At 50.3% G+C, this 16,222-nt stretch carries 15 protein-coding genes and 10 tRNA genes; 1 reads left to right on the top strand and 24 read right to left on the bottom strand.

Annotated elements, in window-relative coordinates; translation table 11 throughout:
* Positions 1-97 precede the first annotated feature (97 nt).
* The 18 genes from KNO78_RS12385 to acpS form a co-directional block, all read right to left on the bottom strand.
* Positions 98-174: transfer RNA gene (locus KNO78_RS12385), tRNA-Ile, on the bottom strand.
* A gap of 11 nt (positions 175-185) precedes the next feature.
* Positions 186-262 (bottom strand) — tRNA-Arg (locus KNO78_RS12380).
* Between the two features lie 3 nt (positions 263-265).
* Positions 266-353, bottom strand: a tRNA-Leu gene (locus KNO78_RS12375).
* 24 nt (positions 354-377) lie between these two features.
* A tRNA-Lys gene (locus KNO78_RS12370) sits at positions 378-453 on the bottom strand.
* A 10-nt stretch (positions 454-463) separates the two neighbouring features.
* Positions 464-535: transfer RNA gene (locus KNO78_RS12365), tRNA-Gln, on the bottom strand.
* A gap of 7 nt (positions 536-542) precedes the next feature.
* Positions 543-618: transfer RNA gene (locus tag KNO78_RS12360), tRNA-Asp, on the bottom strand.
* Positions 619-639: 21 nt separating this feature from the next.
* A tRNA-Val gene (locus KNO78_RS12355) sits at positions 640-715 on the bottom strand.
* Positions 716-720: 5 nt separating this feature from the next.
* Positions 721-795: transfer RNA gene (locus KNO78_RS12350), tRNA-Glu, on the bottom strand.
* A gap of 29 nt (positions 796-824) precedes the next feature.
* A tRNA-Ser gene (locus KNO78_RS12345) sits at positions 825-916 on the bottom strand.
* 9 nt (positions 917-925) lie between these two features.
* Positions 926-1,000, bottom strand: a tRNA-Asn gene (locus tag KNO78_RS12340).
* Positions 1,001-1,204: 204 nt separating this feature from the next.
* On the bottom strand, positions 1,205-3,334 hold the full coding sequence (locus tag KNO78_RS12335; RefSeq protein WP_214691286.1) for a Tex family protein: 2,130 nt from the start codon (positions 3,332-3,334) through the stop codon (positions 1,205-1,207).
* Positions 3,335-3,403: 69 nt separating this feature from the next.
* Positions 3,404-4,204 carry an RNA polymerase sigma factor SigB gene (gene sigB, locus KNO78_RS12330; protein WP_214691287.1) on the bottom strand — a complete coding sequence of 267 codons (801 nt, stop codon included), beginning with the start codon at positions 4,202-4,204 and terminating at the stop codon, positions 3,404-3,406.
* Positions 4,170-4,649, bottom strand: coding sequence for an anti-sigma B factor RsbW (gene rsbW / locus KNO78_RS12325; RefSeq protein ID WP_074034849.1), 480 nt, complete (start codon positions 4,647-4,649; stop codon positions 4,170-4,172). The genes sigB and rsbW overlap by 35 nt, the downstream gene beginning before the upstream one ends.
* A complete protein-coding gene (locus tag KNO78_RS12320; protein WP_015880558.1) occupies positions 4,646-4,972 on the bottom strand; it encodes an STAS domain-containing protein in 327 nt (108 codons plus the stop codon). Before KNO78_RS12320 ends, rsbW begins: the two co-directional genes overlap by 4 nt.
* A 140-nt stretch (positions 4,973-5,112) precedes the next feature.
* Positions 5,113-5,463 carry a type II toxin-antitoxin system PemK/MazF family toxin gene (locus tag KNO78_RS12315; protein ID WP_026824472.1) on the bottom strand — a complete coding sequence of 117 codons (351 nt, stop codon included), beginning with the start codon at positions 5,461-5,463 and terminating at the stop codon, positions 5,113-5,115.
* Between the two features lie 5 nt (positions 5,464-5,468).
* On the bottom strand, positions 5,469-5,747 hold the full coding sequence (locus KNO78_RS12310) for a hypothetical protein (protein WP_074034853.1): 279 nt from the start codon (positions 5,745-5,747) through the stop codon (positions 5,469-5,471).
* Positions 5,748-5,876: 129 nt separating this feature from the next.
* Positions 5,877-6,953 carry an alanine racemase gene (gene alr / locus KNO78_RS12305; protein ID WP_214691288.1) on the bottom strand — a complete coding sequence of 359 codons (1,077 nt, stop codon included), beginning with the start codon at positions 6,951-6,953 and terminating at the stop codon, positions 5,877-5,879.
* Positions 6,940-7,308, bottom strand: a complete 369-nt coding sequence (acpS, locus tag KNO78_RS12300) for a holo-ACP synthase (RefSeq protein WP_074034857.1) — start codon at positions 7,306-7,308, stop codon at positions 6,940-6,942. Before acpS ends, alr begins: the two co-directional genes overlap by 14 nt.
* A gap of 63 nt (positions 7,309-7,371) precedes the next feature.
* Here acpS and KNO78_RS12295 point away from each other — a divergent pair, with 63 nt between their 5' ends.
* A complete protein-coding gene (locus tag KNO78_RS12295) occupies positions 7,372-8,097 on the top strand; it encodes a rhomboid family intramembrane serine protease (RefSeq protein WP_074034859.1) in 726 nt (241 codons plus the stop codon).
* A 37-nt stretch (positions 8,098-8,134) separates the two neighbouring features.
* Here KNO78_RS12295 and argF read toward each other — a convergent pair whose 3' ends face one another.
* Genes argF through argJ form a run of 6 tightly spaced genes read right to left on the bottom strand, consistent with a single transcriptional unit; the run spans position 8,135 to position 16,218 of the window.
* Entirely contained in the window at positions 8,135-9,061 is a 927-nt protein-coding gene (gene argF / locus KNO78_RS12290) for an ornithine carbamoyltransferase (RefSeq protein WP_214691289.1), read from the bottom strand.
* On the bottom strand, positions 9,058-12,078 hold the full coding sequence (gene carB, locus KNO78_RS12285) for a carbamoyl-phosphate synthase (glutamine-hydrolyzing) large subunit (RefSeq protein WP_214691290.1): 3,021 nt from the start codon (positions 12,076-12,078) through the stop codon (positions 9,058-9,060). The genes argF and carB overlap by 4 nt, the downstream gene beginning before the upstream one ends.
* Positions 12,071-13,123 (bottom strand): carbamoyl phosphate synthase small subunit, encoded by a 1,053-nt coding sequence (locus tag KNO78_RS12280; RefSeq protein WP_214691291.1) that lies wholly within the window; start codon positions 13,121-13,123, stop codon positions 12,071-12,073. The genes carB and KNO78_RS12280 overlap by 8 nt, the downstream gene beginning before the upstream one ends.
* On the bottom strand, positions 13,120-14,265 hold the full coding sequence (locus KNO78_RS12275) for an acetylornithine transaminase (RefSeq protein ID WP_214691292.1): 1,146 nt from the start codon (positions 14,263-14,265) through the stop codon (positions 13,120-13,122). Before KNO78_RS12275 ends, KNO78_RS12280 begins: the two co-directional genes overlap by 4 nt.
* Complete coding sequence (gene argB / locus KNO78_RS12270; protein ID WP_214691293.1) at positions 14,225-15,004, bottom strand: acetylglutamate kinase; 780 nt, start codon at positions 15,002-15,004, stop codon at positions 14,225-14,227. The genes KNO78_RS12275 and argB overlap by 41 nt, the downstream gene beginning before the upstream one ends.
* A complete protein-coding gene (argJ, locus tag KNO78_RS12265; protein WP_214691294.1) occupies positions 15,001-16,218 on the bottom strand; it encodes a bifunctional glutamate N-acetyltransferase/amino-acid acetyltransferase ArgJ in 1,218 nt (405 codons plus the stop codon). Before argJ ends, argB begins: the two co-directional genes overlap by 4 nt.
* Positions 16,219-16,222: the final 4 nt, after the last annotated feature.

Below are 16,222 nucleotides of genomic sequence, written 5' to 3'. Positions count from 1 at the left end.
TGATATAGCTCTTAAATTGACGAAGCTTGCGCTTCATTCAAAAATTGTAAAACTTTTTTTGCCTCATCGTTCAGTTTTCAAAGTTCGTCAGTTTAAATGGTGGGCCTAAGTGGACTCGAACCACCGACCTCACGCTTATCAGGCGTGCGCTCTAACCGGCTGAGCTATAGGCCCATAAAAAAGAATGGTGCACCCTGAGAGATTCGAACTCCCGGCCTTTAGATTCGTAGTCTAACGCTCTATCCAGCTGAGCTAAGGGTGCATATGGTGCGGTCGAGAGGACTTGAACCTCCACGGTGTTAACCACCACTAGGCCCTCAACCTAGCGCGTCTACCGATTCCGCCACGACCGCAGCGTATAAAGTTAAAAAAGAAAATGGTGAGTCATGCAGGGCTCGAACCTGCGACCCTCTGATTAAAAGTCAGATGCTCTACCAACTGAGCTAATGACTCAAATAAAAAGCTGGGCTGGAAGGGATCGAACCTTCGCATGTCGGAATCAAAATCCGATGCCTTACCACTTGGCTACAGCCCAACGTAAATGGCGGTCTTGACGGGATTCGAACCCGCGATCTCCTGCGTGACAGGCAGGCATGTTAACCCCTACACCACAAGACCAGATTACGTTTTTATTTGAAATGGTGGAGGATGACGGGATCGAACCGCCGACCCCCTGCTTGTAAGGCAGGTGCTCTCCCAGCTGAGCTAATCCTCCATATATGGTGACCCGTACGGGATTCGAACCCGTGTTACCGCCGTGAAAGGGCGGTGTCTTAACCGCTTGACCAACGGGCCAGTGTATGTGTCTTCTAAGTAATTTTAAGTGGCGGAGACGGAGGGATTCGAACCCTCGCACCGGTTTCCCAGCCTACTCCCTTAGCAGGGGAGCCCCTTATAGCCTCTTGGGTACGTCTCCAAAATAAAATGGCTCCGCAAGTAGGATTTGAACCTACGACCTACCGGTTAACAGCCGGTTGCTCTACCACTGAGCTATTGCGGAACGTTGCTTGAAATTATCGAAGTAACGATTTATATTGTAACCGCAAACCAGAAACCTGTCAATCACTTTCTTAGAAAAACGTTTATTTCGCGTGCCGTCTCTCGGCGACTTCTATAAGATATCACGGCACAAAAAGACCGTCAACACTTTTTCTAAAAAAAATCAGGTAAAATGAAAAACATTTTACCTGATACGAGTTTCTTCTTATTTAACACTCGGTGCAAGCATCGTTAAACTAATCCGTCCACGATTCACATCGACTTGTTCGATCCACACGGTCACGATGTCACCAACCGCCACGACATCTAATGGATGCTTCACGTATCGATTCGATAATTTCGAAATGTGGACCAAACCATCCTGTTTCACCCCAATGTCAACGAACGCGCCAAAATCAATGACATTTCGGACGGTTCCTTGGAATTCCATACCGACTTGAAGGTCTTCGAGACTCATGACGTCCGTGCGTAGTAATGGTTTCTGGATATCTTCTCGCGGGTCACGCCCTGGTTTGGCTAATGACTTCAAAATGTCTTCAACTGTCGGAAGCCCCGCCTCTAGTTCTTCACTCAAGGCTTTAGCTTCGACTTGTTGCAATCGTTCTCGAAGCGCAGCCGTACCGACCTCTGATTTTGAAGATCCGATCTCTTTTAAAATGGATAACGCGAGCGGATAGCTTTCCGGGTGAATCTCTGTCTGGTCGAGAACGTCCTTCCCGTTCATGATCCGTAAGAATCCAGCCGCCTGCTCAAACGCCTTCGCTCCAAGACGAGGTACTTTCTTAATTTCCTTTCTCGTTTCAAAGCGTCCATTCTCTTCACGATATGCCACAATATTTTTCGCCGTCGTTTTATTGAGTCCTGAGACGTACGTCAATAAAGACTCGGAAGCACGGTTCACATCAATTCCGACCATGTTGACCACGCTCTCGACGACGAACTCTAAGGAGGCTTTCAGTTTATTCTGGCTGACGTCATGCTGATATTGTCCGACACCGACTGATTGCGGGTCGACTTTGACAAGTTCCGCCATCGCGTCTTGAATTCGACGTGCAATCGAAACGGCTGACCGTTCCTCAACTTTCAAATCCGGGAATTCACTTCGTGCGACTTCCGATGCCGAGTAGACACTTGCCCCCGCTTCGTTCACAATCGCGTAAGCAATATCACGTTCCGCTTTCTTCAACCAGTCGGCGACGAATTGTTCCGTCTCCCGTGAGGCGGTTCCGTTTCCGACGACGATAACCGAGATTGGATATTTCTTCGCGAGTCTCGTCAGTACTTTTTCAGCACCGGCGATATCATGTTTCGGTGCCGTCGGATAGAAGACACCGACCTCTTCGACTTTTCCGATTTCATTGACGACTGCCCATTTACAACCAGTTCGATAAGCCGGGTCGATCCCTAAGACGACGACCTCGCGAAGGGGCGGCTGCATATAGAGTTGTTTCAAGTTTTTCGAGAAGACATCGATCGCCTGCTCTTCTGCTTTTTCCGTCAACTCCCCACGAATCTCCCGTTCGATAGCCGGGAAGACCGACTTCTTGTACGCCTCCGTCACAGCCGTCTCGACAACCTCACGTTTTTCTTTCGGAAGTCGTTCATATGTACGGAGGGCTTGATCCATGAAACGCGTCTCGTCGAACACTACTTTCACCTGGAGCACGTCCGTACGTTCCCCACGGTTCAAGGCGAGTACACGGTGTGGGACAATGCCAGCAATCTTCTCTTCATATTCATAATACTGCGCAAAAATCTCTTTTTCGTCTTCCGCTTGTTTTTTCTTCTTCGAGCGCAAAAGTCCTTCTTTGCGTACGCGGTCACGAAGCATCTGGCGCAGTTTCGCTTCCTCTCCCCATTCTTCACCGATGATGGCATGGACGAGCGGCAACGCTTCCTCTACCTCGACGTCTTGAGCGAGTTCTTTTACCTTGTCTGAAGAATAGGGTGATTTGTCCCGGAACCAATCCGCAAGCGGCTGCAGTCCTTTCTCGCGTCCCTGTTCTGCTTTCGTACGTCGTTTTGGACGATACGGCAAGTAGATGTCTTCCACTTGTTGAAGGGTTGTCGCCGCCTCTAACGCTTTCGTTAGTTCAGGCGTGTTTTTTTCCAACTCTTCTAATTTAGCCAGGACATCCGCCTTGCGTTTTTGCAGGCTCTCTTCATATTGAAGAGCATCCAAGATTCCTTTAATTTCAACTTCGTCCAAATTCCCCGTCATTTCCTTCCGATAACGGGCCATGAACGGTATCGTTGCCCCTTCAGATGCGAGCTGCTGAACCGTCTCGACTTGGTTCACTTTCAAGTTTAACGCGTTAGCCACTTTCGTAATCACTTGAATCACTTCCTTTTTTGATCTCTTTCAAAGTGTAGCAAACATTCAAACAAAAAAGCGATGACTCGATTAGTCATCGCTTAAGAATACTTCATTGAGTGGGACCTTGATGGCTTCACGCAGCTTTTCGAGTGCTCGTCGTTGCAAACGGGACACATGCATCTGCGAGATTCCAAGAAGTTCTCCTGTCTCTTTTTGACTCATATTCTTATAGTAGGCGCATTCCAAGATGGCGCGTTCACGCTCGTTTAAGACATTGAATGCCTTTTCTAGAATGAGACGCTGGTCGACCGATTCATACCCGCGCTCTTGGCTACCGACCAAGTCGAGTAATGTGACCGTACTACCTTCGTTATCCGCTTCGATTGAACTATCAACCGACAAGGCTTGATAACTTTTGCCCATCTCGAGCGTTTCGAGAATTTCTTCATCGGACACGCCAAGGTGGTCGGCAATCTCATCGATTCGTGGCGAACGTTGTAATTCGGTCGTCAACTCTTCGACCGTCTTTTTAATCTTTGGTCCGAGTTCTTTGATTCGACGCGGTACGTGGACACTCCACGTCTTGTCGCGAATAAATCGTTTGATTTCGCCGATGATGGTCGGGACAGCAAATGACTCGAAGCTACGACCAAATTCCGGGTCAAATCGACGAAGTGCCGCCAGTAACCCAATCATCCCAACTTGCACAAGATCGTCGTGAATCGCACGGCCACGCGAGAATTTACGCGCGAGTGCTTCAACGAGGTCAGAATAGCGGTTGATGAGGAGCATTTGCACTTCTTCGTTTTGATCGTCTTGTTGATAGCGTTCAATCCACTCTAGTACCTCGTCATCACTGTGATGGCGTTGTTGAGATTTTGCTGGCACTCTGATCCACCTCGTCCCTATTGAGGAGTTTTGTCATCGTCACTTTGACACCGCTGTCTTTATTGATCGAGACATCGTCCATTAATGCTTCGATCAAGAAGAGACCAAGTCCTCCTTCATGGAGCGATTCAATTTCGGTCGTTTCTTCGACCGGAGCGGCTTGACGCTTCACATCATCTGCGAACGTCTTGCCGGAATCCTCAATCGTGATTTCAAGACGATCTGCATAGACGCCACAAGCGAGTTTGACCTCTCCATCTTGATGATCGTCATAAGCATGTTGGACGGCGTTGCCACATGCTTCCGAGACCGCGATTTTAATATCTTCGATCTCGTCGTACGTATATCCCATACGGTTAGCGATTCCTGAAACGACTAATCGAACCACACCGACATATTCGGGTTTGGCCGGGAACGTCATGACCGTCTGTTCAACATTGTTCATTGCGTGCCACCTCTTACGTTCGAATTAATAGAAAGAAGTTTGTGAAGACCCGTCAATTCGAATAGACGATTGACTCGGTCTGTGACTCCGACAAGTGACAACTCTTTTTCGTTGCGCGTGGCAATTTTTAATGCCCCGACGAACACGCCAAGACCTGTCGAATCCATATACTCCACTTCGTCTAAATGAACGACCACATCTTGTTCACTGATGGCCGGATGCAATACTTCTTTCAATTTTGGTGCAGTATATGTATCCACTTCTCCGGATACGTAAAGGTGTAATTGTTCTCCAATGACTTGCTCGCGAATCGCTAAATCCATCGTCTATTCCCTCCTAAATGTCCGTACAGAAAAATTGAGTACGATTAAATTAAATTCCCCTCTGACAAAATCTTAAACCACTTTTTAAAAAAAGTTTAAAAAAAGACCGATACCTATGTACCAGTCTTATCTATGTAAGGCTAGAGAGGGATCAATCCCATACTGATCTCTAGCGCTCTGTCCACTTTATGCATCGTCTCATCATCGAGATGAGTGACTTTATCCGTCAGACGACGCTTATCAATCGTTCGAATCTGTTCAAGCAAAATCACAGAGTCTCGTTCGAGTCCGTGCTTCTCTTGATATACTTCCACATGAGTCGGCAGTTTTGCTTTTTGAATCTGAGCTGTAATCGCAGCGACAATGACGGTCGGGCTAAAGCGATTGCCGATGTCGTTCTGTACGATCAGAACGGGTCGAACGCCACCTTGCTCTGAGCCGACTACGGGCGACAGATTCGCATAAAACACGTCACCACGCTTTACGATCACGCTGCTCACACCCCACTTACTTGACGTAAGAGAGCGTGTTCGGCTTCGGTTTCAATCATTAGCATCTCTTCTGCCATATTCAAGTTAAACGCGGCCATCTCTTGATAGCCTTTCGCCAATTCTTCACGCAGTGTTTGTTGTCGATCAGCAATTTCTTTAGACAAGTATGTCACTACATCGTTCAAGGACAGTGTTTCACGGTCTTTCATCGAAATCGGACCCCCTTGTTGCGAGAACCGATCTGGGACGGACGCTAGCGCACCCGCAGTTCGCTGCTTCAACATCTTACACCTCCAGAATCGTTTCATGGACTGGCGGAAATTCTCCCGCGTTCTTTATCAATATAACACGCGGGAATGGGAAAATATAGAGAAATCGAGAAAGAATTCAGATAATTTCACACGATTTATGATTCACACATAAAGACGTGGCAATCGGCTCGTGAATTGGCAAACGATCTCATAGTTGATCGTCCCAAGATATGAGGCGAGTTCATCAATGGCGACGTTTCCACCGACAAGGGTCACGTCCGTCCCGACCGGAAACTCTTTTGGAAGCCGGATCATGAAACGGTCCATACAGACGCGTCCCACGATCGGACAACGAATCCCATTGACCTCCACTTCAAACCCGCTCGCCTTTCGTAACCACCCGTCCGCATATCCGACTGGAACGGTACCAATCCATTCATCGGCTGACGTTGTATACGTCGCACCGTAACTGATGGTCTGACCTGCCTCTAGCCGCTTCACCTGCATGAGCTGACTTTTTAGCGTGAAGGCCGGGCGCAGGAACGAATAGAACGTCTCCATCTCACGTGACGGATATAACCCATAGAGCGCGATGCCGACACGAACCAGATTATAAGGAACATCTTGTCCGGCCATTCGGATTGCACCGGCCGAGTTCGACGTATGGATATAGCGGAACCGCTCGTGGAGCCCATCCATCAAACGCTCGAACCGCTCTTGCTGTGTATAATACAGATTGCTATCGAGCTCATCCGCCGTTGCGAAGTGGGTATAGATTCCTTCCACCACAAACGAATCGGTCGCTTCTTCAAGTAAGGCATCCAACTGTTCACGGGTACGAAGTCCGAGGCGTCCCATCCCGGTATCGACTTTGATATGAACCGTCAACGGCTTTTCTTCTATATATGGAGCTGCCTCTCGTAACCATTCGGCAGAAAATACGGACAACGTGATTTCCTGTTCTGCCGCCACTCCGGCATATTCAGGGAATTGCGCTTCCATGACGAGAATCGGTGCTTCGATTCCCGCATCGCGGAGTTCGAGCGCTTCCTCGAGTAACGCGACCCCGAGCATCGTCGCTCCGTTCTCAAGGGCAATTTTCGCCACTTCGACGGCCCCGTGTCCGTAGGCGTTCGCTTTGACGACTGCCATGAGGTCCTGCGGAATTCGTTTCGTTAATTCTTTTATATTATGGGCGATGGACGCCCGATCAATCTCGATTCGACTAGGACGAAACATGGTGTCCCTCCTCTTCTAAGATGACTTGTGCGATGGCGTATGTTTGACTATGGCTGATGCTGACATGAATCTTCCCCGTAAACGGTGCGGTCATGACAGGTCGACCCGTCTCATCCGGTAAAATTTCAATATGACGCCACGATAACCCGTGTGCGATGCCAGTCCCGATTGCCTTGGCGTAAGCTTCTTTTGCAGCAAAGCGACCCGAGACAAACTCGATTTGACGCGGGAGCGGATACTGTTGAGACAATTCATATTCCGCATCGGTGAGCAGCCGTTTTAAAAAACGTGGTTGTTTCATCGAGCGAGCCATCCGATCAAGCTCGACGATATCGACTCCAATTCCTACAATCACGGGACACTCGCTCCTTTCCTTTTCTCCCCGTTTCCTTATACAATTGAGGAAAGAGGTGATGTTATGTTTAGTCGTACGGAAAATGTTCAAACGTTTGTACGGGCATATCCACTCGTAACGCTGTTCATTGTAATCCAACTCCTTGTGTTTGTCATCGATTCTTTCGCACCTGGTTTACGAATCGTGGCGACGGGAGGGTCGTTCCATTTGGCACTCGCGGACGGACAATGGTACCGCTTGGTCACGGCCAACTTCATTCATTTGAGTCTCGGTCACTTGCTGTTCAACTCGTTCGCACTGATCATCTTCGGACCAGCGATGGAACGAATGGTCGGACACGTGAAATTTGCCTTGTTTTATGTATTCGCTGGAGCGCTCGCCAACCTGCTCACGTATTTCACTGTCAGCAACTTGTTTTATCTACAGGCCGGGGCGTCAGGCGCCATCTTGGCCATTCTCGGATTCTACGTATTCATCGGTCGTTTCCGTCGCACGTTGATGTACAGCCAAGATGCCCGCTTGGTCTACATCTTCGTCGCCATCAGTGCCGTCTTCACATTGATTGGTTCGAACGTTTCTCTTTGGGGACATGTGTACGGCTTCTTGGCAGGATTCTTACTTGCCATCCCACTCTCACGTTTCACCGTCCCGTATACGCGCCCGATGCGCTACGGGAAGTATAAGCAACGTTCGTACACGCCCCCTGTCATTCATTCCGGGGATGGAAAGTGGTTTTTCTACATCATTATCGGACTGGCCGTCTTTGGATTATTGGCAAGGTTCTTATAACAACAAAGGGTGACACGTGGCGTGTCACCCTTTGTTGTTACGTTAGCAATGTCAGCATCAGTGCTTTTTGTGCATGTAAACGATTCTCGGCTTGATCGAACACCCATGACTGCGGTCCATCGATCACCTCAGCCGTCACTTCTTCCCCGCGATGCGCCGGCAAACAGTGAAGGAAGATGGCGTCGGGGTTCGCAAGTGCCATCAACTCTTCATTCACTTGAAAACCGTTAAACTTCATCAGCCGCTCCTCTGCTTCTCCCTCCTGCCCCATGCTCGCAAATACATCCGTGTAGACAATATCCGCCTCGTTCACAGCAAGCGATGGGTTTTCGAACAACGCGATGCTTCCTCCCGTTGATTCAGCCAACTTCTTCGCTTTCTCATAAATGCCTTGATCAACGGTGTATCCGTTTGGTGAGGCGATGCGGATATGCATCCCACTCAGTGCCCCACCGATCATAAGCGAATGTGCCATATTATTGCCGTCTCCGATATACGTCAACACCTTTCCGGTACGACTCCCGAACCGCTCTTCAATCGTCAATAAATCCGCGAGCACTTGGCACGGATGATGCAAGTCCGTCAATCCATTGATGATTGGGATTGACCCGTGTTGTGCCAACGTCTCCACCGTTTCATGCGCATACGTTCGAATCATGAGTGCGTCCACATACCGACTCATCACTTGAATCGTATCCGTCAACGGTTCACCACGCCCGATTTGCAAATCTTGACCGCTGAGAAAGAGTGGGTATCCACCTAATTCGACCACCCCGACTTCAAATGACATACGCGTCCGTGTCGATGCCTTTTCAAATAGCAATGCGACTTTCTTCCCTGTCAGCACCGTTGCATAAGATTGAGGTGAACGTTTCACTTCGTGTGCCAATTGCATCAACGAATCGAGCGTATCCGGTGTCAATTCCTCCATCGTTAAAAAATGTTGTATCGTCTTCACTGTCATTTGGCTACTCCCTCTCTCATTTGAATGGATTGCAACGACTGAACCGGATTGCCGGTCCGTGACTGACTCATCTGATAATACTGAGCTAACTGTTTGGACGAAATGATATGCACCCCATGGCGAACGGCGATTTCACGTGTTGCTCGTTCGTCAGCCGCATCCGAGAACAATACGGCGACATCTTGAAAATCACTGACGTCTGCGAGTGGTGTATCCCCGACGTGTTCAAACCCTTTCCCGAATACGATTTGCGGACGATTCATCACCCGTGTTGTCACCGCATCATACGTAAAGCGCTCCGGCACATATGAATGTGAACTGAATTGAAGTGTCTCGCCTGTCGAACGCATGACCGGACCTGTCATCGGGTCTACGCCTGGCAGTTTGACGTTCGAGAAGATCGGAGTCTTTACCGCATAGTTTGTCAATCTCGAGGGATGTGTCGGAACGAAATCGTTCAATGCGAGACCGTACGCCGCGTAGGTCGCCCATTCGATTAACGGCTCACCTGTCACTTTGCTGACAATCGGCACAGTCCGCGACGCACGCGGATTGATTTCAAGGACGTAGATCGTGTCTTCCTTCAACACGAACTGAATGTTCAGAGCTCCTTTATAATCGAGCGCCTGTCCGATTCGTTTCGCAATCGACTCCACTTGCTCTTGAATCGCCAGACTCGTCTCGACCGGCGGCAAGATCATCGTCGAGTCTCCGGAATGGACACCCGCCGCTTCGATTTGTTCTAGGACGACGGGCACATATACCGTTTCCCCGTCCGTTACACAATCCACTTCAAGCTCACGCCCTGCGACATATTGGTCGACTAGCGTTGGATAGGCAAGGTTCGGTAACACCTCTGCTAACTGTTCCTCTGAATGAATGAGTAACATGCCCTTTCCTCCAATCACGTAGGACGGGCGCAAGATACATGGGTAGCCTAACTGTTGGATCGCTTCCTGCAACTGCGTCGGGGAAGTGACTTCTTCACCCGGGATGTGTTCGACTTCAATCGAATCAAGGAATTGATAGAAACGTTCCCGGTCTTCCATTTGGTCGATGGTGTCTGCGGATGCACCGAGCAAGTGATACCCCGCCGCTTCTAAATCATGAGCGAGTGCAATACCCGTCTGTCCACCGAACTGGATTAAGACATCGCGGCACCCTTCCGCTTCTAACACGTGCATGACATCTTCACTCGTCAGCGGTTCGACATACAGTTTGTCCGCAATCGAGAAGTCCGTCGATACGGTCTCCGGGTTGTTGTTGATCATAATCGTTTCGATACCAAGTTTTTGAAGTGCCCAGACCGCATGAACCGAACTGTAATCGAACTCGATGCCCTGTCCGATTCGAATCGGACCTGCCCCAATGATGGCAACCTTCCGTTTTTCACTCGGCTTCACTTCGGACGTTCCGTGCCATGAACCGTAAAAATACGGGGTCTTACTTTCGAACTCGGCCGCACACGTATCAATCATCTGATATACCGGTTGAATCGAGGCCGCCTCTCGGAACGCCTTGATTTCCTCGGTTTGCATATGCATCACGGCGGCAATTTGCGCGTCCGTGAACCCAAGTCGCTTCGCTTGAAGCAACTGGACCGGATTCGTCAAATCTTCCTTCATCATCTGAATGAGTCGTTTTAACATGTGAATGAAGTGAGGGGTGATGCCCGTAATCTGCTGTAATGCATAGGCCGACATCAACTCACGGTCGAGCAAAGCGAGACAAGCGTGCAATCTACGATCGGTCGGCGCCTCGACTTCGCCCATCAAAACGTCGACTGTGGCTCCCTGCATCCACTTCGGATAAAGCGGTGCCTGTTCGATTCCGGCACCACGCCATGCCTTCTGTAACGCTTCTTCTAACGTTTTCCCCATCGCCATACTCTCACCGGTCGCCTTCATCTGTGGTCCGAGTGCGCGTTCTGTTTCCGCGAACAAGTCGAACGGGAAACATGGTACTTTCGCCGTAATGTAATCAAGTGCCGGTTCAAAGCTCGCCATCGTATTCGTTGTGACTGGATTGATACAGTGATCTAACGGTTCACCTAAAGCGAGACGTGTCGCAATTTTGGCAATCGGATAGCCGGTCGCTTTTGACGCGAGTGCCGAGCTCCGAGAGACACGAGGATTGACTTCAATCACGTAGTACTCTGACTTCGTCGGATGCACCGCGAACTGAATGTTACATCCACCAATCACACCGAGTTCGGAGACGATTCGAAACGCAGCGCTCCGTAACGTCTGATGCATTTGGTCCGATAAGGTTTGGGCCGGAGCGAACACGACGGAGTCCCCCGTATGCACACCGACCGGATCGATATTTTCCATGTTGCAGACGATGATGCACGTTCCGAGCGCGTCACGCATGACCTCATATTCAAATTCTTTATAGCCAGCGATGCTCTTCTCGACCAAACATTGTGAGATCGGGCTTGCCTCAAGACCCCGACGCGCCATCGTATACGCCTCATCCTCCGTCATCGCAATCCCACCGCCGGTCCCACCGAGCGTGAACGCCGGACGAACGATGAGCGGAACACCGGTCGTCTCAATGAAAGCTGTCAGTTCTTCAATCGTCTCAATCGTCGTCGATGTCGGAATCGGCTCGTTCAACAGCTCCATCTTTTGCTTGAACCGCTCACGGTCTTCCCCGTCACGAATCGTGTCGAGTGATGTACCGAGCAGTTCGATTCCATATTGGGTCAACACGCCAGCTTCCTCGAGATCAAGAGCCAAGTTCAACGCCGTCTGTCCACCGACCGTCGCAAGGACGTGCGTCGGACGTTCTTTTTCAATGATCTCGGTCGCTTTTTGAACGGTCATCGCCTCAATATACGTCGCGTCCGCCATTCCTGGGTCCGTCATGATTGTGGCAGGATTGGAGTTCAATAAGACGACTTCACAACCGGCTTCACGAAGCGCCTGACACGCCTGCGTTCCGGAATAATCAAACTCTGCGGCCTGCCCAATCACGATGGGTCCCGATCCGATAACGAGTACTTTTTTATGCATACGCGTTCACTCCTTGCTGAATCATATCATCAAAACGGTCGAAGACGGACTGCGCGTCCGTTGGTCCGGGACTCGCCTCCGGATGGAACTGTGTCGTGAAAATGGATGCATTCGGATGAATCAACCCTTCCACCGAGTGATCGTTCACGTTCTCATAAAGCAGTTCAAGCGGGCTCTGTTCGATACTCATACGCGCGACCACATAACCGTGATTTTGCGACGTCATCCATACTTCGTTCGTCTTGACGTTTCGGACCGGGTGATTCGAGCCACGATGTCCGTATGTTTGCTTTTCAATCTTGCAACCGAACGCGAGCGCGAGCAGTTGATGCCCCATACAAATCCCGAGGGTCGGATACGATAACGCCAATTCCCGGATGACTTCAATCTGCCCCATGTGGTCTCGCGGGTCCCCGGGCCCGTTCGATACTAAAATCCCATCCGGTCGCAATGCCTCGACGACCTCTTTTGACGTCTGGTACGGAACACTCGTCAAACGATACCCACGTTTCACCATTTCACCAATCATCGACGCCTTCACCCCGAAGTCGAGACAGACGATATGCCCTTTCTCTCCGTTCCCTTCCTGAACGATAGACGTTGTTGTGACGCGCTCTGTTAGATGACGAACATCTGGAACTTCCAACGTTTCATGTATGTCCGCTGCCATCATTCCAAACTGATCGCCTTCATCACGCAACACATGAACGAGTGCACGCACATCGACTTGTGACAGAACCGGAATCCCTTCCTGCTCTAACCAATCCTTTAAGTCAGACTGATCCCCAGAATCGGCAAGTGATTGCACGAGGACGCCGGCCACTTGAATGCGAGCACTTTCGCTCCCGTCTGATTCCAGTCCATATTGTCCGATCAGCGGATAAGTGAACGCGATGATCTGTCCAGCATATGACGGGTCGGTCAACACTTCTTGATAGCCCGTCATCCCGGTGAAGAACACGACTTCACCACTTGCGTGTCGCGCACTCGTCTCCCATGTTCCTGTAAAGTACTTCCCGTTCATTAAGCTGATGCTTCCGTTCATACGACGCCCTCCTTCTGTAAGATTTGTTCAAGTTTCGTCAATGCTTCGTCAATCTCCGATTTCGTGACCAGTAGTGAAGGCAGGAAGCGGATGACGTGCGGCCCCGCCATGACGACCAATAAACCCGCCTCTGCCAATTCTGTGACCCAGTCTGCTACCGGTTCTGTCGAGACAAGCCCAATCATCAGCCCAAGTCCTCTCACTTCGACGAAACGTTCTCCATCCACGAAGCGACTGAGTCCTTCTTTCAAATAATCTCCCATGTCTGTGACATGCTTAAAAGACTCGGGTGTGAAGAGGACATCGAGTGTCGCTTCTGCCGCAGCCATCGCCACTGGATTTCCACCGAAGGTCGAACCGTGACTCCCAGGACCAAAGACCGTCGCCGCTTCCGCCGTCGTCAATATTGCGCCGACCGGAATGCCACTCCCCAATCCTTTCGCTAACGTGATGATATGAGGACGGAGCGGTGTTTGTTCGTATGCGAAACGTGTCCCTGTACGCGCGATGCCGGTCTGCACTTCATCGACGACGATTTTGACATCGTATTTGTCAGCTGCTTCCTGTAAGGCCTGCAACCACAGGGGATCCGCGACGACCACACCGCCTTCACCTTGTACGATCTCGAGCCAAACAGCAGACGTCTCATCATCGATCCAGTCAAGAGCCTCTATATCGTTGAACGGTGCATGAATAAAGTCACTCACCATCGGTCCAAATCCATGTTTCACCTTCTCTTGACCAGTCGCCCCGAGCATAGCGAATGTACGTCCGTGAAACGACTGCGTGAATGTGATGATTTTTGTTTTCTGCGTCCACTTTCGGACTAACTTAAAGGCCGCCTCATTCGCTTCTGTCCCACTGTTACAAAAGAAGGCATGCGTCAGATGTGTTCCTTCCGTCAACTTTTCAGCGACACGTTGCTGACCAGATATCAAATAGAGGTTGGATGTATGCCACACCCGGTTCAATTGTTCTTCAATTTTCTGTTGCACGTATGGATGACGATGCCCCGTCCCACATACGGCAATGCCCATCACAAAGTCTAAGTACGTCTTTCCTGAAACATCCGTCACGTACGACCCGCTCGCCTGCGCGATCTCAATCGTTCGTTTCCCGTATGTCGGTAAAAGCGAATTCATAGTTCCCCTCCCATAATCTTGTCCCTGCGAGCGTCGCGTCACGACCATCTCGGATGCGGGCACTTTTTACCCCTCCTGCCACTGCTGCCAATAGCGCCTCTACTTTCGGCACCATCCCTCCATCAATTTCTCCAGATGCGATGGCTTCTCGAATGTCCCGTTCAGTTAGCGTCGTCTGAAATTCACCGTGTATGCGAATACCGTTCACATCGGTCAATAGTTCCAATTCATCCGCTTGTAACGAAATAGCAAGTGCCACCGCACAATCATCGCCATTACAGTTCAGCGGTCCTTCCGCGCCGGCAATCACCGATGTCACAACCGGAACATGTCCGGAATCCATCAGCCGTTCGAACACGTCATTTCGAATCGAAATCACCTCACCGACTTTCCCAAGTCCATTCAGAGGTTGACCGAAAATCGCACTCCCGTCGACCCCCGATAAACCAAACGCATCGAGGTCATATCGAGCCAATGTCGACACGACGTTCGTCTGCATTTCTCCTGCCAACACACGCCAAGCACCAATCAACACCTCATCTGTCGTCACGCGACGTCCGGCCAAGAACAACGGTTCAATTTGTTGAGACATGCAATAAGCCGATAGTTTCGGTCCACCTCCATGTACGATGAGCAAATCATTTCCTTCTTCCATCCATCCTCGCCACTCTTCAAAGTACGAAGGTGTCATCGACTCCCAGACACTGCCCCCAAGTTTGATGACTTTCCGCTTCTTCATGTCCGGTAACTCGCATTGATTTTGACGTAGTCGTAGGTTAAGTCACATCCGTATGCCTGACCGAACCCTTCCCCGCCATGCAAGTCGACTGTGATGGTGACGACGTCCCGACTCATCTCTTCGGTCGCATACGCCTCATCAAACCAGACAGGCGTACTGTCCTTTAAAACAAGTTGACTCCCTATTTGAATATCGATCGCCTCCACGTTCACAGGGAACGGGACGGCGCCGATTGCAGCAATGATTCGTCCCCAGTTGGCATCCTGTCCATATACCGCTGTCTTCACCAGAGAGGACCCGACGATTTGCTTGGCAATCGTTCTGGCTTGTTGGTCGGATGTTGCGCCACTGACATTCACTTCTATGAGTTTCGTCGCTCCTTCCCCATCTTTTGCAATCGCTTTGGCAAGCTCTAAACATACATCTGTCAAAGCCTGTTGGAACGCGATGTGTGCGGAAGTCCCCTCTTTGATTTCTTCCATTTCTACTGCCCCGCTCGCCATGACGAGGACCATATCGTTTGTCGAGCTGTCCCCGTCCACCGTGATGTTATTGAACGAGGCGTCGACGCTTTTCTTTAATGTCTGCTGCAACAGTTCCGGTGCGATGACCGCATCTGTCGTCACAAACCCGAGCATCGTTGCCATATTCGGGTGAATCATCCCCGACCCTTTGGCGACGCCTGAGATCGTCACGGTCGCTTCCCCTTCTTTGTAATGGACACTAGTTTGTTTCGTCCCGGTATCTGTTGTCAAAATGGCTTCAGCGAACGATTGTCCATCTTTCCATGTCTTGGACGGTTGCAGATGACCAATCCCGTTTATGAGCGGGACCATCGGAAGCGGTTGACCGATGACGCCCGTTGAAGCGATGGCCACTTCTTCCGGTTTTACACCTATATGTTTTGCCGTCATGTCGCGCATCGTGTAGGCGTCCTTTAGCCCTTGTTCACCTGTACAGGCGTTCGCGTTCCCGCTATTGATTAACACGGCTCGAAGATAGCCGTTTGTTTCGGCTAATGACGCTTTTGTCACTTGAATCGGTGCGGCTTGAAAGTGGTTTGTCGTGTAGACGGCCGCCGCGCTCGCTAGTCGTTCACAAACGAGCAGCGCCAAATCTTTCCGTTTTCGTTTTAGTCCCGCATGAATGCCGCACGCTTGAAATCCTTTCGGTGATACGATGCCCGGTTTTTGGGTCGCCATGATGTCGATCATGCTT

Source organism: Exiguobacterium sp. s132, from assembly GCF_018617235.1.
GTDB classification, from domain to species: Bacteria; Bacillota; Bacilli; order Exiguobacteriales; family Exiguobacteriaceae; genus Exiguobacterium; species Exiguobacterium profundum.
This window is presented reverse-complemented; position numbering and strand designations above follow the sequence as displayed.

Coding starts and splice junctions, on each gene's coding strand:
- carB (WP_214691290.1), bottom strand. CDS start 12,078: ATGCATAAAAAAGTACTCGTTATCGGATCGGGACCCATCGTGATTGGG.
- argF (WP_214691289.1), bottom strand. CDS start 9,061: ATGACAGTGAAGACGATACAACATTTTTTAACGATGGAGGAATTGACA.
- argB (WP_214691293.1), bottom strand. CDS start 15,004: ATGAAGAAGCGGAAAGTCATCAAACTTGGGGGCAGTGTCTGGGAGTCG.
- alr (WP_214691288.1), bottom strand. CDS start 6,953: ATGTTTCGTCCTAGTCGAATCGAGATTGATCGGGCGTCCATCGCCCAT.
- KNO78_RS12320 (WP_015880558.1), bottom strand. CDS start 4,972: ATGGATTTAGCGATTCGCGAGCAAGTCATTGGAGAACAATTACACCTT.
- KNO78_RS12280 (WP_214691291.1), bottom strand. CDS start 13,123: ATGAACGGAAGCATCAGCTTAATGAACGGGAAGTACTTTACAGGAACA.
- KNO78_RS12310 (WP_074034853.1), bottom strand. CDS start 5,747: ATGTTGAAGCAGCGAACTGCGGGTGCGCTAGCGTCCGTCCCAGATCGG.
- KNO78_RS12295 (WP_074034859.1), top strand. CDS start 7,372: ATGTTTAGTCGTACGGAAAATGTTCAAACGTTTGTACGGGCATATCCA.
- rsbW (WP_074034849.1), bottom strand. CDS start 4,649: ATGAACAATGTTGAACAGACGGTCATGACGTTCCCGGCCAAACCCGAA.
- argJ (WP_214691294.1), bottom strand. CDS start 16,218: ATGATCGACATCATGGCGACCCAAAAACCGGGCATCGTATCACCGAAA.
- KNO78_RS12275 (WP_214691292.1), bottom strand. CDS start 14,265: ATGAATTCGCTTTTACCGACATACGGGAAACGAACGATTGAGATCGCG.